The organism is Planococcus sp. TJ-307 (assembly GCF_058268435.1).
Window position 1 is genome coordinate 912,199 of sequence record NZ_JBZDOJ010000001.1, and the last position, 14,800, is coordinate 926,998.

At 44.8% G+C, this 14,800-nt stretch carries 13 protein-coding genes; 6 read left to right on the plus strand and 7 right to left on the minus strand.

Features of this window, described 5'->3' with window-relative positions:
* Window positions 1-109 precede the first annotated feature (109 nt).
* The 3 genes from AC4EHK_RS04410 to AC4EHK_RS04420 all read left to right on the plus strand — a co-directional run bounded on the left by AC4EHK_RS04410 (window position 110) and on the right by AC4EHK_RS04420 (window position 3,837).
* On the plus strand, window positions 110-1,786 hold the full coding sequence (locus AC4EHK_RS04410) for a glycerol-3-phosphate dehydrogenase/oxidase (RefSeq protein ID WP_490977570.1): 1,677 nt from the start codon (window positions 110-112) through the stop codon (window positions 1,784-1,786).
* Between the two features lie 158 nt (window positions 1,787-1,944).
* Window positions 1,945-3,087, plus strand: coding sequence for a S8 family peptidase (locus AC4EHK_RS04415; RefSeq protein ID WP_490977571.1), 1,143 nt, complete (start codon window positions 1,945-1,947; stop codon window positions 3,085-3,087).
* A 90-nt stretch (window positions 3,088-3,177) separates the two neighbouring features.
* Window positions 3,178-3,837: a DUF998 domain-containing protein gene (locus tag AC4EHK_RS04420; RefSeq protein ID WP_490977572.1), complete on the plus strand. Its 660-nt coding sequence runs from the start codon at window positions 3,178-3,180 to the stop codon at window positions 3,835-3,837.
* A 73-nt stretch (window positions 3,838-3,910) separates the two neighbouring features.
* Here the strand turns inward: AC4EHK_RS04420 and AC4EHK_RS04425 are convergent, their stop codons facing one another.
* Entirely contained in the window at window positions 3,911-4,342 is a 432-nt protein-coding gene (locus AC4EHK_RS04425; RefSeq protein WP_490977573.1) for a GtrA family protein, read from the minus strand.
* A gap of 254 nt (window positions 4,343-4,596) precedes the next feature.
* Here AC4EHK_RS04425 and AC4EHK_RS04430 point away from each other — a divergent pair, with 254 nt between their 5' ends.
* Window positions 4,597-5,148, plus strand: coding sequence for a divergent PAP2 family protein (locus AC4EHK_RS04430; RefSeq protein ID WP_490977574.1), 552 nt, complete (start codon window positions 4,597-4,599; stop codon window positions 5,146-5,148).
* Window positions 5,149-5,330: 182 nt separating this feature from the next.
* On the opposite strand, the gene nadA is transcribed toward AC4EHK_RS04430, so the two are convergent.
* From nadA to nadB, 3 genes are read right to left on the minus strand one after another with little or no spacing between them, the layout of a single operon-like run.
* A complete protein-coding gene (gene nadA, locus AC4EHK_RS04435) occupies window positions 5,331-6,425 on the minus strand; it encodes a quinolinate synthase NadA (protein WP_490977575.1) in 1,095 nt (364 codons plus the stop codon).
* The gene (nadC, locus tag AC4EHK_RS04440; protein WP_490977576.1) at window positions 6,422-7,276 is read right to left on the minus strand and encodes a carboxylating nicotinate-nucleotide diphosphorylase; all 855 of its coding nucleotides are present in this window, start codon (window positions 7,274-7,276) and stop codon (window positions 6,422-6,424) included. The genes nadA and nadC overlap by 4 nt, the downstream gene beginning before the upstream one ends.
* Complete coding sequence (nadB, locus tag AC4EHK_RS04445; RefSeq protein WP_490977577.1) at window positions 7,273-8,811, minus strand: L-aspartate oxidase; 1,539 nt, start codon at window positions 8,809-8,811, stop codon at window positions 7,273-7,275. Before nadB ends, nadC begins: the two co-directional genes overlap by 4 nt.
* A gap of 99 nt (window positions 8,812-8,910) precedes the next feature.
* Between nadB and AC4EHK_RS04450 the strand changes: the two genes are divergently transcribed.
* Window positions 8,911-10,035 carry a cysteine desulfurase family protein gene (locus AC4EHK_RS04450; protein WP_490977578.1) on the plus strand — a complete coding sequence of 375 codons (1,125 nt, stop codon included), beginning with the start codon at window positions 8,911-8,913 and terminating at the stop codon, window positions 10,033-10,035.
* A 119-nt stretch (window positions 10,036-10,154) separates the two neighbouring features.
* Window positions 10,155-10,547, plus strand: a complete 393-nt coding sequence (locus tag AC4EHK_RS04455) for a hypothetical protein (RefSeq protein WP_490977579.1) — start codon at window positions 10,155-10,157, stop codon at window positions 10,545-10,547.
* Between the two features lie 53 nt (window positions 10,548-10,600).
* On the opposite strand, the gene AC4EHK_RS04460 is transcribed toward AC4EHK_RS04455, so the two are convergent.
* The 3 genes from AC4EHK_RS04460 to secA2 form a co-directional block, all read right to left on the minus strand.
* A complete protein-coding gene (locus AC4EHK_RS04460; protein ID WP_490977580.1) occupies window positions 10,601-10,990 on the minus strand; it encodes a DUF805 domain-containing protein in 390 nt (129 codons plus the stop codon).
* A gap of 77 nt (window positions 10,991-11,067) precedes the next feature.
* Window positions 11,068-11,964: an accessory Sec system S-layer assembly protein gene (locus tag AC4EHK_RS04465; protein ID WP_490977581.1), complete on the minus strand. Its 897-nt coding sequence runs from the start codon at window positions 11,962-11,964 to the stop codon at window positions 11,068-11,070.
* Window positions 11,961-14,327 (minus strand): accessory Sec system translocase SecA2, encoded by a 2,367-nt coding sequence (gene secA2, locus AC4EHK_RS04470; RefSeq protein WP_490977582.1) that lies wholly within the window; start codon window positions 14,325-14,327, stop codon window positions 11,961-11,963. Before secA2 ends, AC4EHK_RS04465 begins: the two co-directional genes overlap by 4 nt.
* Window positions 14,328-14,800: the final 473 nt, after the last annotated feature.

The window sequence follows — 14,800 nt, forward strand, 5'->3', positions numbered from 1 at the left end:
GACATAACGGCATCATTCCAGGCAGCTGGTTTCAGCTCTTGCTTTTAAGGGCAAGCAAAGAACGATCAGAAAAAATAGTTCAACTACACAAAAAGGAGCAGATAAACTTATGAAATTTTCAAGTTTAAACAGAAACGAACGCTATGAACAAATGAAACAAACACAATTGGATGTCCTCGTTATTGGAGGCGGGATTACCGGTGCGGGCATCGCACTTGATGGAGCTGCACGCGGCATGGATGTTGCGGTTGTGGAAATGCAGGATTTTGCGGCGGGTACGAGCAGCCGTTCGACCAAATTGGTTCACGGCGGTTTGCGCTATTTGAAGCAGTTTGAAATTAGAATGGTCGCCGAAGTCGGCAAAGAACGCGAAATTGTTTATGAAAATGGACCACATGTGACAACGCCAGAATGGATGTTGCTGCCGTTTTATAAAGGCGGAACGTTTGGGCCGCTCAGCACCAATGTCGGCTTGCGCGTCTATGACTTTTTGGCTGGCGTCAAAAAAGGCGAGCGCCGCAAAATGTTGAGCAAAGAAGAAACTTTGCGCCGCGAACCTTTACTGAAGAAAAAAGACATTCGAGGCGGCGGTTATTACGTGGAATACAAAACCGATGATGCACGCCTGACAATGGAAGTGATGAAAAAAGCGGTTGAAAAAGGTGCTTTGGCGATGAACTATGCGAAAGTAAAAAGCTTTATTTACGACAACGGCAAAACGGTCGGCATTAAAGTGGAAGACCAAATTGATGGAACGATCCACGAACTGTATGCGAAAAAAATCGTCAATGCAGCAGGGCCGTGGGTTGATACCTTGCGCGACAAAGACCATTCAAAATTCGGCAAAACGCTTCAACTGACAAAAGGCATTCACTTGGTCTTTGATGGCCTTCGTTTCCCGTTAAAACAAGCGATCTACTTTGATATGCCGGACGGCCGGATGGCATTTGCTATTCCGCGTGAAGGCAAAGTTTATGTAGGTACGACCGATACGGTTTACAAGCAGGACATTGCACATCCAACGATGACGCTTGAAGACCGTAATTATGTCTTGAAAGCAATCGACTTTATGTTCCCTGAAGTGGCAATCACTGAAAGAGACATTGAATCCAGCTGGGCTGGCTTGCGTCCATTGATTCACGAAGAAGGCAAAGACCCGTCTGAAATTTCACGTAAAGATGAAATTTTTGTCTCAGATTCCGGGTTGATTTCGATTGCTGGCGGCAAATTGACCGGCTACCGTAAAATGGGCGAACACATCATCAATTTGGTAGCAGAGCAATTGAAAAAAGAAGAAGGCGTCAACTACCCGAAAAGCTCAACGAAGCGTTTGCCAATCTCTGGTGGCGAAGTAGGTGGATCGAAAGGCTTTGAAACGTTCATGGCTGACCGAATCCATCAAGCGAGAAGTACGGGGTTGACACCTGAAACAATGCGTATGCTTGTCAATCGCTATGGAGCAAACGTAGACAAAGTACTTCACTTCTATACAACCGGAATAGAAGAAGCTTCACGTGCAGGGATGAATCAATTAGTTTACGCAATGCTGCGCTATTCAATGGAATACGAAGCGTCATACAAGCCTATTGATTTCTTTATTCGCCGTACCGGTGCTTTGTATTTTGATATCCACTGGGTACACGCACACAAAGAATCAACCATCGCTTACATGGGCAAGATGCTCGGTTGGACTGATGAGCAGGTTGCAGATTACCGTGCTGAATTAGAAGGCTTGCTGCACGAAGCTGTTCACCCTGTGGAAGTATCTTCTCAGAGCTTAAGCTAAATACATTTATCCCAATCCTGTTTGCGATCAGTTAATTGATTGCAAGCGGGATTTTTTTAAATAGACTGGAAAATTTACGCTTTTAGGTTTATACTTAATTAAAAAATCTGATTAAAACGAAAATTAAGATTTTTTATCAAATAGATAGGAGATATGCCATGAAGAAAATGATAAGTCTTGTTTTTGTTGCGCCTTTGGTATTTATGCTATTTGCACCTATTGGCAGTACAGTGTTTGCAGAAGCGGATCCACAGCAGGTAATTGTGAAATACAAAAACGGTTCACAGCCAGAAAGTACAGTGTCTTTTGCAACTACCCAAATTGAAGATGCGGAAATGGCAACACTTGAAGTGCCCGAAGGCAAAACTGCGGCTTCTTTCATGGAAGAGTTGAGGGCACAAAAGGATGTTGAATTTGTCGAACCGGATTATCTCATTGAGCTTGCCTACACACCGAATGATCCGGAGTTTACGAAACTTCAATACCATCACAAAAAGATCGGAACAGCCACTGCCTGGAATCAAACCCGAGGAGCAGCCAGTGTGGTGGTAGCTGTAATTGATGATGGAATGGACGTAAAACATACCGAACTTGCTGGCCGTTTTGTTGCACCGTATGACGCACTTAACAAGCGTGCGGGAACCATCAGCCAAGGTCTCCATGGTACGCATGTGGCCGGTTTGATTGCAGGAACGGCTGACAATGGGCTCGGAGGTGCGGGAGTGGCACCTCATACGAAAGTGATGCCGATTGATGTATTTGATAATAAAGGAGTTGCCTACACATCCAGCTTGATTCATGGCATTGAACATGCCGTCAAGAAAAATGTCGACATCATCAATCTGAGCTTAGGATCTTATTATTACAGCAAGGCGCTGGATCAGGCAATACAACAAGCCCATAAGAAAGGCATTGTTATTGTGGCAGCAGCCGGAAACGACGGTACACGCAATGCATTTTATCCATCTTCTTTGGCCAATGTTATTTCCGTTGGAGCTGTAGCAAGCAATGACACCATCTCAGTATTTTCAAATAGGGGACCGAGCATCGATGTCACAGCTCCAGGGACAAATGTCTACTCCTCTTTGCCAAATAATTTGTTTGGTTCATTGAATGGCACGTCAATGGCCGCACCAATTGTTTCGGGAGTAGCTGCGTTGATTAAAGCCAACCAACCGACCCTCAGCAATAAAGAAATCGAAAAGAAAATCTTTTCATCTTCGGACGATTTAGGGGCAGCCGGGCGTGACGATATTTACGGCCATGGCCGCGTCAATGCCGCAAAAGCATTGAAAAAATAGAGATTGCTGTCGGAAAGTTGAAATGCAGAAACCTTTGCCGCAAAAGCCAAAATTTTGGATTAGCTAGAATGAAAAAGGGCGGGTGAACGTATGAAACTCGGACTGCAGAATGGATTTTGGCAGACGGCCGCGCTAAGCGGTGTGGTCAGTGCACTTATTTACATGCTGCATGTGACGACAGGCGGAATATTGTGGGATGGATACAGCCACGTCAGGCAAACAATTAGTGAATTGACTGGAAACGGTGCGCCAAATGCTGGAATGCTGAGAATTTTTACGCTCATGTATGGCATATTTGGCACTATTTTTGCAGCAGTTGTCTACGTACTTTTTCGTAAGTATCAGACCCATAACATTGCCCAGTGGGGGGCCATGTTGCTGTTTCTCATGCATGCAGTATCGCTGATCGGTTTTAGTCTTTTTCCGTTGGAGCAAGGAGGCGAAGTGCTGACGTTTAGCAATTTCATGCATCTGGGGATAACAGCGATTGTCGTGATTGCAACTATCGGTGCCTTGTTTGCAATTGGCTACGGCCTATGGCTTACCAAAAAATTCAGGACCATGGGGATGTTCACACTTGCTTGTGCTGTGGTGATTGTGTTTGCAGGAGTGGCAACCCCGATTGTCTTGAGCGGCAATCTGCCGTATGCTGGGCTCGTAGAACGAATCATTATTTACACACTGCAGCTCTGGACAATTGTATTGTCAATTTATCTCTTTAGATTGCCTAAAACCGCAGAAAGCAAGTAGTCCTTTTCCAGTGGTATGAGTATGAAAAAATGCCGAACAGGATGATCTCCTGATTCGGCATTTGTGCGTTTTGCTAAACTTTTTCGGCGATTGGCGCATTGCGGTCTTTAAAGATAAACTTTTTGCTGAAAATATAATTGGCAACCAGAACGATGACATTGGCCAGTACTTTAGACAAGGTGCCGTTCATACTCAACAATCCAACCAACACCATCATCGTGCCCAGATCCATAAAAAAAGAAAGCACACGGAATCCGAAAAAAGATCCCATTTCGGCAAAGCGGTCGCGCCAGTTGTTCGTGACACTTTTAAATACATAATGTTTATTAACAAAAAAAGCAAAGACGACTGCAAACAGCCAGGCAATGGTAGTTGAAATGCGGTAATCCAGGTGGAGCAGTTCTTCGCAAATCCAGTAAACGGCAATGTTGACGACAGTGGTGAAGCCGCCCATGATCAAATACATCAGTATGCTGCGCCAGTCTTTTGATAACAGTTTCTTCATAGAATTCCTCATTCTCTCGGTTTTCTTGTATGGGGTGTGACTCATAATAAAGAAGTTTACGTATCCTACAGTTCAGATATACAGTTTAACGCAATTGCATCCATTGCGGAAGCTGGAAATGATATGATTTTTTTAGTATACGAAAAAAAATTCTATTTTTAACCTGAATTCACATATTCCTCTGCGATAATGGGTAAAGAAGTATATTGAATGGCAACGGCATCGTTGCCTAGTTGAAACTGGAGGATGAGCAGATGAGAAAGATGAACCGGGGAATGATTACCTCACTAAGTGCAATCGGTGTGGCGCAAGCGTTGAAAATTGTCACGCACAAAACAGTAACAGGAAAATGGGATTGGAAACAAGCCTTTACAACAGGCGGTATGCCAAGTTCCCACTCAGCTGGAGTTTCTGCTTTAGCCTCATACGTAGCTGCCAATAAAGGCGCACGCCATACAGAAACAGCTCTTGCGATCGTGTTCGGCGTCATCGTCATGTACGATGCACAGGGCATTCGTCGCCATACTGGAGAGATTGCGCGACTAGTCAACGACTTAGAAGATAGCTTTGTGAAATTCTCTGGAGAATTTCCAAGCTTTGAATTTATTGAACGCGAAAAGGATTTGAAGGAATTGCTTGGCCATCAGCCTGTTGAAGTAGTTGCAGGGGCTGCGTTTGGAACCGTTATGGGCTTAGTTTCAGCTGCGATTGAAAATCGTGTACGCGAAATCGAAGAAAAAGAAGGACGCTCTAAGGCTCAATTGCCATACGACGGCCGCAGCCGCCGAGCAACACGATCTCATTAAAAGATAAAGTCATTCCTTAGGGAGTGGCTTTTTTCTATGGAAAATTGTGCGACCGCACCCCAAAAGGCTGGAAGCGCACCTCAAAGAGAGAGAACCGCACCTCACAACAGGACAACCGCACCTCCATGCTCCAACACCGCACCTCACGAAATAAAAAAGGAAGGCGCGATGCCTTCCTTCCATTACATCATCTTTTCCAACGCCATTTTGGCTTCGGTAGAAGTTTGTGGATCAACCTGAATGCGGTTGATGACACGCCCAGCAACCAATTCTTCAAGCGCCCATGTTAAGTGTGGCAAATCAATGCGGTTCATCGTCAGGCACGGGCACATATAGGGATTAAGCGAAACGATATCGAGATCAGGATGATCGGCAATTAGCCGGTTAACCAGGTTCATCTCTGTGCCGATTGCCCATTTGGAACCCGGTTGGGCTGCTTTGATCATATCAATGATGTATTTTGTCGAACCAGCAAAATCAGATTGGCTGACCACTTCATACGTACATTCGGGGTGGACCAGGATGTGGCGGTCGGGTTCATTTTCCCGTAAATTATCGATGTGCTTTGGCAAAAAGTTCATGTGGACAGAACAGTGGCCTTTCCACAAAATCACTCGGATGTCTTCCTGCGGACAGTTCGCTTCCAGTTTTTGCTTGATCGGATCCCATATGGCCATTTGCTCAAGCGGAATCCCCAGCTTTACCGCCGTATTCCGCCCCAAATGCTGATCGGGTAAAAACAGCATACGTTCTTTTTGGGTCAAGGCCCAGCGGACCATTGGCTCGGCATTCGAAGATGTTACGGTAGCGCCGCCGTTGCGTCCAACAAAGGCTTTAATGGCTGCAGTTGAATTGACGTAAGTCAGCGGCACAATGGTGTCGCCAAACAGTTCCTGCAGCTGGGTCCATGCGCGCTCGGTCTGATCAATATTGGCCATATCCGCCATCGAGCATCCGGCGCGCATATCGGGCAGAATGACTGCCTGATCAGGATTTGTCAAAATATCAGCAGTTTCCGCCATGAAATGAACGCCGCAAAAAATGATATAGTCGGCTGTTTGCTGTCCGGCAATCTGCGACAATTGGAGAGAGTCGCCAGTAACGTCGGCATAGCTGATGACTTCATCTTTTTGGTAATGATGGCCAAGAATATATAGCCGGTCGCCAAGTTGGGCACGGGCGCGTGTCGCACGTTCGTGAAGTTCATCCGTCGTCGCTTTCAAATACGATTCAGGCATGTCTCCGGTCTGCTGCAACTCTTTTAGGAAAGAATTCATTGATAGATGGCCTCCTTATGTGAAATGGCTAGATTCATGCTGATGTCTAAATTGTGCACGCTATGGGTTAGGGCGCCGATGGAAATGACATCTACCCCTGTATGGCGATAGGCAGCCAGGTTTTTCAAATCGATGCCGCCTGAAGCTTCTGTGCGGATCGGTTCTGGAACGAGCTTTACCCAAGCCGCCATCGTTTCGGCTGTTTGATTGTCAAACATGATGGCATCCGGTCTTGCCGCAATCGCTTCCTGCAATTGGTCCAAGCTCTCGACTTCGACTTCAATCATGGTCATATGGCCCAATGCCGAACGGACTTTTTGGACAGCTTTTGTAATCGAACCGGCCGCTGCAATATGGTTGTCTTTCAGCATGACGGCATCGTACAAGCCGTTGCGGTGGTTGAATCCGCCGCCGGTCCGAACTGCATATTTCTCAAACATCCGCAATCCGGGTGTGGTTTTTCGTGTGTCAACGATGCGCGTATGAGAAGAGCCCAGAGCTTCAACGCATTGAGCGGTCAGGGTTGCAATGGCGCTCATGCGCTGCACCAAATTTAACAGCACCCGCTCGCCTGCCAGTAAAGTCGCAACGGGTCCTTGAACTTTGGCAATTGCTTCTCCTGCTTTCACAAAATCCCCGTCTTGCTTTAAAGTTTCTATTGTAATTTTTGGATCCAACAGATGATAGCCCCATTCGAAGCATGCCAGACCTGCCACGACACCATCCTGCTTTAAGCGAATCACAGCTTCGCCTTGATCTCTTTGGCTGAATAAAACAGATGACGCGTCACGGTCTCCAATATCCTCCAGTAAAAAACTCTTGATTGCATCTTCTGCTTTTAAACGATTCATAAAACAGTCTCCTTTTGTTGTAATTGTCGCATTCCTATAGTTAACTCATTTGCTGAAAGCTGAACAGTTTTTCCCGTCCAATCTTCCGAAGAATAAGGCATATCCTGCCGGTAATGAGCACCACGGCTTTCGTTGCGGGCCAAAGCGGCTTGGGCAATCAGGCTGCTGGCAGTATAACGGTGAATTTCTTTGATGTGCGCCCCGGAATAGTGCTGCAAAGCAAATCGCTGCAACGGGAAATCGGCCACGAATTTTTCCAATTGGTCCACTTCTCTTAAAATGCCGACCTGCTCGGTCATGCGAATTTGCAAATCAGCTGGCACGGAAAACGTCTTTTTCGGCTCAGTTACTTGAAGGGCTAGCTTCTGGTGGCTAAAATCATGGGTTTGTAGTTTTGCCGCTAAACGCTCAGCGAATACGAGGCATTCCAGCAAAGAATTGCTAGCGAGTCGGTTGGCACCGTGAATACCGGTGGATGCCACTTCTCCGATTGCATAAAGCCGGGGGATTGTGGTTTCACCCCACTCGTTTGTCTGGACACCGCCCATATGAAAATGAGCTCCGGGCCGAACCGGAAGAAGGTGTTCGTCTGGGTGCATGTGGTGATTTCGGCAATTTTCATCAATAGAGGGAAACTTGGCTTTAAAGGGTTGAATATGGCGCGCGTCAAGAAAAACAGGACCTTTTTGCTGCCAATGCCGTTCGATGGCACGGGCGACAATATCGCGTGGCGCCAGCTCCATGAACGGATGGACATCAGTCATGATGCGTTGCCCAAATCGATCAACGAGCCAAGCTCCTTCTCCGCGAACGGCTTCAGAGATCAAACCGCAAGACTTGCCGTTTAACGTAAAGACCGTAGGGTGAAACTGAACAAATTCTAAATCTTCCAATGCGGCTCCAGCGTGAAACGCCAAAGACAAACCATCTCCTGTTGCTGCCATTGAGTTTGAAGTTTGGTTATAGAGCTGTCCAATGCCGCCTGTTGCCAAAACCGTGTGCTGTGCCTGGATGACTGAGCGTTTGCCGAAGGCGTCTTCCACGTATACACCTGCGCATTGGCCGTCGTGCATGGCGAGTTCCAAAACAGTGGCATAGGAAAGGCGTTGAACCTGATTTTCCGTTTTGTCCAGCAAATACTGCAGCAGCAATTTGCCAGTTTGGTCGCCGCCTGCATGAATAATTCTTCGGGCACTATGTACGCCTTCTTGGCCCAACAAAGGCTGTCCTTCAGCATTGGCATCAAAAGGCAACCCTTGAGACAACAGTTTTTCGACGATGGCTTTGCCTTCACGGACTAATAGCTCAATGCGGTTGGGATCTGCATGATCAGCAGCAGCGGAACGTGTATCGGCTGCGTGTTTCAGAGGATGATCCCCTGGCCCGATGCTTGCGGCAATACCACCTTGCGCAAGGTTGGTATTGCCAGCGTGCAAATCTTCTTTTGTAAGAACTGTAACTGAAAGAGAAGAAGAGAGAGTGTGGGCTAGCATTAAACCCGCAGCACCTCCGCCAATAATACAAACATCAACCATAAGTTTACACCAACTTTACAAGTGTCTTGACACTATTAATGACATAAAGATAAAGTGATTACAAGACTAAGTCAAGTTTCGGAGGGAATTGATTGCAAAATGATGATTTATTTGGACCATGCAGCTACTACCCCAATGCGGCAATCAGCGATTGATGCTTATGCGGAAACTGCTAAACAGGTGATTGGCAATACCCAAAGCCTGCATGACGCAGGTTTCAGTGCGGCCAGTACGCTGGAGGCGTGCCGAAGAATGTGGGGAGGTTTTCTCAATGTTCGAAGTGAAGGGATTTTCTTTACAGGGAATGCGTCGGAAGGCAATCAATTGGCAATTCGTTCGCTGCTGCGTGGCAGAGGTGAAAATTACCGGGAAATTGTCACCACAAAACTCGAGCATGCATCTGTTCTGACGGCTCTGCATGAACTGGAAAAAGATGGCTACGAGATCCGATATGTACCGGTCGACAAAGAAGGAGTTCTTGATTTTCAACAGTATAAGAAACTGGTTACAAATCAAACAGCATTAATCGTTATCCAGCTTGTCAATTCAGAAATGGGTGCCATCCAGCCGGTTGCCAAATGCGCTGCCTATGCAAAAGAAAAAGCAGTTCCTTACCATTGTGATGTTGTCCAAGGGTTTGGAAAAATTCCGGTCGACCTGTCGCAACTAGGCGTCACTTCCGCAGTTTGTTCAGGACATAAAATTGGTGGTCCAAAGGGTGTTGGCATTGTTTGGATAGACCCAAGCGTCCACTGGGAATCGGTATACGAAGGAACTGCACATCAACAAGGATTCCGCGCTGGAACCGTGGATGTACCGGGAATTGTATCCGCAACAGTTGCTGCGAAAGAGGCGGTGGCCGAGCAGCACGATGTGGCAGTCCATGCTGAAAACCTGCAGCATTATTTATGGGAACAGCTGCCGGAAACTGTGCTCTTGACCGGAAATAGAGCAAGCAAATCCCCTTTTATTCAAGGTCTGCTGCTGCCCCATGTGGAAGGACAATGGATGATGCTTGAATGCAACCGCCATCAGCTTGCCATTTCTACAGGAGCTGCCTGCAAAATTGGTTCCGGGGAAGCAATGTCTGCTATGAGCGCCATGGGGATAGAACAAGACAGTGCACGGAAGTTTATCCGAATTTCATTTTCAAGGAGCACCACAACGCAAGATCTTACTGCCTTCTTGCAGGTGATTCGGACATCCATGGCTGCTCCACCTTAATAATCCTTTTGTAAACCGCAGATTAAGATATTCTAAAGACTCCTGATAAAGGATTGTGCTGCGCGGCAGATGGTATAAGCTGAGTGTAAAGCCCGATCATTTTAAAGGAGGAAGCTCATTTGAAGACTTCGCTTTTGAAAATGTCTGTTCCTGTTTTCGCCCTTGGATTTGTTTTGACGTCTCAAGTAGATACACAAGCCTATCCATCGTTGAAAGTCCCGGCATTCGAAGAACAGCAGCGAGCCTATAAGTGGGAAGCGAGCAGCTTAGAATCCCATGAGAAAAAGCTGGACGCACTCGAACAAGACCTGGAGTCTCTGATTGCAGAACTGGATGGTGAAGAAACCATTAGCTTTGAGCAGTACCAGAAATACCAGTCCACGTTGGACGGGTTGATACAAGAATTGAGTGCGGTGTCCAAGGAAATAGATTCCCAATCCCCGACGATCAACCAAAATTTTAAGGAATTGCTGGTCGCTCAGGAAAAAATGCATGGGATTGACGTGAAATAAAACAACCAAAAGAAACCGCACCTGTCGAGATGACAGATGCGGTTTCTTTTGGATTAGTTATTGGCAAAGATGGAATTATTTGAAGCTTGTTTTGGATTGGGTCCGTATTTGTTGCTGCCGGATTGGCTGTCCAGCAACGTGAAGATGAATAATGCAATCCATCCTAAAATGGGAATAAAACTTAGCAATAGCCACCATCCAGTTCGTCCGATATCATGGAGTCGGCGAACAGACACAGAAATACTGGGAATTAAAATAATGATTGAGAAGATGGTGGTTAACAACCCTCTGTCAGGCGCCAGCTCCAGGCTAGCCATTGTTTCAATTGCTGTTAAGATCACGGAGATAATTGTAATTCCCAGAACAAACATCCAATATTCTTTTCGTCTGGACCTACCGCTAAAAACGAAGGTTTTCCTAAACACGTTTAAAAAGTCTTGCACTGGTTAACCTCCTGAATTGTGATCATTTATTTCTACAAGAACAAATGCAGTCAATTTCATTACTTAAATTCTTCCTGTTATTTTGGAATTCGAGCAGTCCAACGTGATAAATCGGGAGAGCCTATCAGCAGAGTTTCTTTAGGGAAGATAAATGTCCATGGCTTGGTGGTATTAGCTTTAACTGCAAGTGGTGCCAGTTTAAACGAACCTTTTACTACTAATGCGCCGGTTGCATCCAATATTTCCAACGGCAGTTTTTCCAGCTCAATTTGTTTCGAATACCCGTTGCGGACAAAGACAGAAACTGCTAAATTGCCTTCATCAGAAAAGCTTGTTTGAAAGCCGGTAAGGTTCAATTCCTGAGGATTTAGTTTAGGCAGGTTTTTTACAAGTTTAGCTAAAGTCGATTTTTGCTCAGGTGTTAAAGCTTCATCCCAAGACTTATCTAAATCCAATGCGTGTGGTACTAAGGATTGGACATTAAAGGCGAGTGACCAATCTGAGACGGGCACTTCTGAAACTCGGATAGAATCTTTTTTGAACTTAAATACCCAAGGGCGGTTTGAAAGGGGGGGAATGGTCCCCAATTCCGAAAGATCAAATTCCTGCGATGCAATAATCTGCTTTTGAAAATCCTGTAATACCAATTCTGCTTTCTCCATCGTAATAGGACGTTCAAGAGAAGAGCGGAAGAATGCCTGGACACTCCATTCACCTGTATATGGATCGGCTTCAATATCAATAGCAGCCAATGACAACTGGTTTATCTGCAAAGGCGGCAAGTCATTTGATAAAAACTTTAATACGTATTCTTGTTCCTTGCTGATTTCCCAGTCTTGTGAAATTGATAAAACTGGAGTGACTTCAACCGCTTTCGAAGAAGTTTCGGTTGGCACTTTCCCCAACTCGGTAGAAGAGACGATTGAATCTTTCCCAGTTTTATTAGTTTTATTGAAAAAAGAAAAAATACTCAATTTTTCTGCCCCTTTTCACGACGACTTAAGTTTTGCAAGAATCCCAAAACCTCTGAAGCAATTGAGTAGCGCAGGTTTTGGAAATTGGTTGCAAATAGCTCAAGGCCTTCTCTTTGATAAATTCTCATTGGATCTTCCTGCTGGTAGGATCGAAGGCCAATCCCTTCTTTCAAGTGAGCCATTGTTTCTAAATGCTTCACCCACATCGCATCAACCTGTGTTTGCATTACAAGCCGAATGGTGTTGGCAGCTTTTTCATCTTCTTGTCCAGCAGCAATAAACTCTGTAACGCTTTTCAGATAAGGCTTTATTGCAGCGTCAATTTCTTTTCGTTTATCTATTTTTTCTGGAAGGGTAATGGACGTACCGAGCAGTTGCTGCAAGTCTTGTTTAATTGAAATAAGATGAATCGCTTGAATATCGCCATCTTCCGGAAGGATTTCAGAGATGACGTAATCTGCAGCATCCCGAACCATCTCTTGGACTATGTCAAAGTTCTCTTGGCCTGCCAACACACGGTTTCTCAAATCATAGACAATTTTCCGTTGTTCATTGATTACATCATCCAACTTGAGGTTGTATTCGCGCATAGAAAAGTGAGAGCCCTCTACTATTCTTTGTGTACGGTCCGTCAATTCATGGATGTCTTTGTTGGAAATCTCTCCAACTTTATTGGTTTTGATTTTTTTCTCATATTTTTCAACATCTTCTTTTGCGAAACGTTTAAACATATCGTCTTCGAGAGAGATGATAAACTGGGTGGATCCTGGATCACCTTGTCGACCGGAACGGCCACGCAATTGGTTATCAATTCTTCTGTTTTCATGTTTTTCAGTTCCCAAAACGTGCAATCCGCCAAGTTCTGCAACTCCATCACCTAGAACAATATCAGTTCCTCGGCCTGCCATGTTAGTGGCAACTGTAATTTGATTCATCTGGCCAGCTTGTGAAATCAGTTGAACTTCCTGTTCCATACTTTTCGCGTTCAACAGTTGGAAATTCAATTGTTGATCTTTCAAGTAGGCAGCGACAGCTTCAGATTGCAGTATGGATGTTGTGCCAACTAAAACAGGTTGGCCCGTTTGATGCCGTTTGGCGACTTCTTCAGCAACGGTTTTGTATTTATGGTCTATGGTTTGGAATACCCGATCAGGCAGGTCAACGCGGACTCTCGGATGATTTGTCGGCACTGGCACTACGTCCATTGCATAGACTTCACGAAACTCTTTATGCTGTGTTTTTGCGGTGCCGGTCATGCCTGACAGATGCGGATACATTCGAAAATAATTTTGTATGGTTATCTGTGCTTGCGCTTTATTTTCTTCGGTAATCTCCACTTTTTCTTTTGCTTCAATTGCCTGATGAAGTCCGTCAGAAAGAGTTCGGCCTTCTAAAGTACGTCCCGTAAACATATCGACTAACAGAATTTTATTGTCTTTCACGATATAGTCGACATCCCGTATAAACATCACGCGCGCACGAAGTGCCATGATGACATAATGATAGAGTGTCTGGTGTTCAAGTTCATATAGGTTGTCTACGCCAAATGCTTTCTCCACTTTTTCGATGCCTTTATCTGTTAACGAAGTTGCTTTTGTTTCATCATCGTATTCAAAATCCTCTTCTTTAATGAACCGAGTAGCTAGCAAAGAAGCGATTTGATGCAACTCTGCACTGACCTTCATTTTTCCAGCAACGATCAAAGGCGTCTTGGCTTCATCTATCAATATGCTGTCAACTTCATCAATGATGGCATAATGATAAGGTCGCTGCACTTTGTCTTGCAAAGTCGGAGCCATATTGTCGCGAAGATAATCAAAACCGAATTCTGTGCCGACACCATAAGTGATATCGGCTTGATAGGCTTCCTGCTTTTCATCGCTAAGCATTAAAGGAAGATTCAAGCCGACCGTTAGTCCAAGAAAGCGGTGGATCTGTCCGATTTGGTCAAAATCCCGTTTTGCCAAATAATCATTGACGGTAATTATGTGAACGCCTTTGCCTTCCAAAGCTCTTGTATACGCGGACAGCGATGATACCAGTGTTTTTCCCTCACCAGTCGGCATTTCGGCAATATTGCCTTCGGCCAAAACAAGTCCACCTATCAGCTGAACGTCAAAATGACGCATACTCAAAACGCGTTTAGAAGCTTCGCGTACTACGGCAAAAGCATCTGGAATGATTTTTTCTATTTTGGTTCCAGTTGTTAATCGTTCTTTAAAGATGGCTGTCATTTGCTGAAGTTCCTCATCGGACATTGCTTGGTATTTTGCTTCAAGTCCATTTATCACAGCAACAATCCGATTGTACTTTTTCAACTGTCTTGTGTTTGATTTAGTTGAGCGCTTAAACAACGTTACCATTTAGTATTATCTCCTTTTTTTGTTCCATTGATACTTGCTTATTTTATCAAACTTTCCCATTAAACTCCACATTACTTTGTACACACAATTCTTTGTAACCTCTAGGTGGAAAGAGAAATTCAACAGCATCAAAACTATACCGCATGAATTAATAAGTGCGGGCCAAATTGAACGAGAGGAGTAAGAGAAAATTATCTAGCCAGTTATTTTTCATTGGATGTAGGGCAGCTGTATGCTACCGAAAAATAGAAACGGTCAAACTTATGACCATGTCCTAGAATACAAAATTGAATGAGTTGATTTCATCAATATATTTTTGAGCGGAAGTTCTAACTTTTAAGGATTTTTGCATTTTTTTCGAATGTGTTAATGTAAATATGATATGTATGATAATATTGACTTCTAAATAAATATATTTATTACAAATGAGTAGACTTCGTTACAACTTGCAACCCTGAGTAGTTGTTTGACGT

What these genes read in the sequence shown, in the direction of transcription:
- AC4EHK_RS04410 (WP_490977570.1), top strand. Translation starts at nt 110, where the DNA reads ATGAAATTTTCAAGTTTAAACAGAAACGAACGCTATGAACAAATGAAA.
- AC4EHK_RS04415 (WP_490977571.1), top strand. Translation starts at nt 1,945, where the DNA reads ATGAAGAAAATGATAAGTCTTGTTTTTGTTGCGCCTTTGGTATTTATG.
- AC4EHK_RS04420 (WP_490977572.1), top strand. Translation starts at nt 3,178, where the DNA reads ATGAAACTCGGACTGCAGAATGGATTTTGGCAGACGGCCGCGCTAAGC.
- AC4EHK_RS04425 (WP_490977573.1), bottom strand. Translation starts at nt 4,342, where the DNA reads ATGAAGAAACTGTTATCAAAAGACTGGCGCAGCATACTGATGTATTTG.
- AC4EHK_RS04430 (WP_490977574.1), top strand. Translation starts at nt 4,597, where the DNA reads ATGAGAAAGATGAACCGGGGAATGATTACCTCACTAAGTGCAATCGGT.
- nadA (WP_490977575.1), bottom strand. Translation starts at nt 6,425, where the DNA reads ATGAATTCTTTCCTAAAAGAGTTGCAGCAGACCGGAGACATGCCTGAA.
- nadC (WP_490977576.1), bottom strand. Translation starts at nt 7,276, where the DNA reads ATGAATCGTTTAAAAGCAGAAGATGCAATCAAGAGTTTTTTACTGGAG.
- nadB (WP_490977577.1), bottom strand. Translation starts at nt 8,811, where the DNA reads ATGGTTGATGTTTGTATTATTGGCGGAGGTGCTGCGGGTTTAATGCTA.
- AC4EHK_RS04450 (WP_490977578.1), top strand. Translation starts at nt 8,911, where the DNA reads ATGATGATTTATTTGGACCATGCAGCTACTACCCCAATGCGGCAATCA.
- secA2 (WP_490977582.1), bottom strand. Translation starts at nt 14,327, where the DNA reads ATGGTAACGTTGTTTAAGCGCTCAACTAAATCAAACACAAGACAGTTG.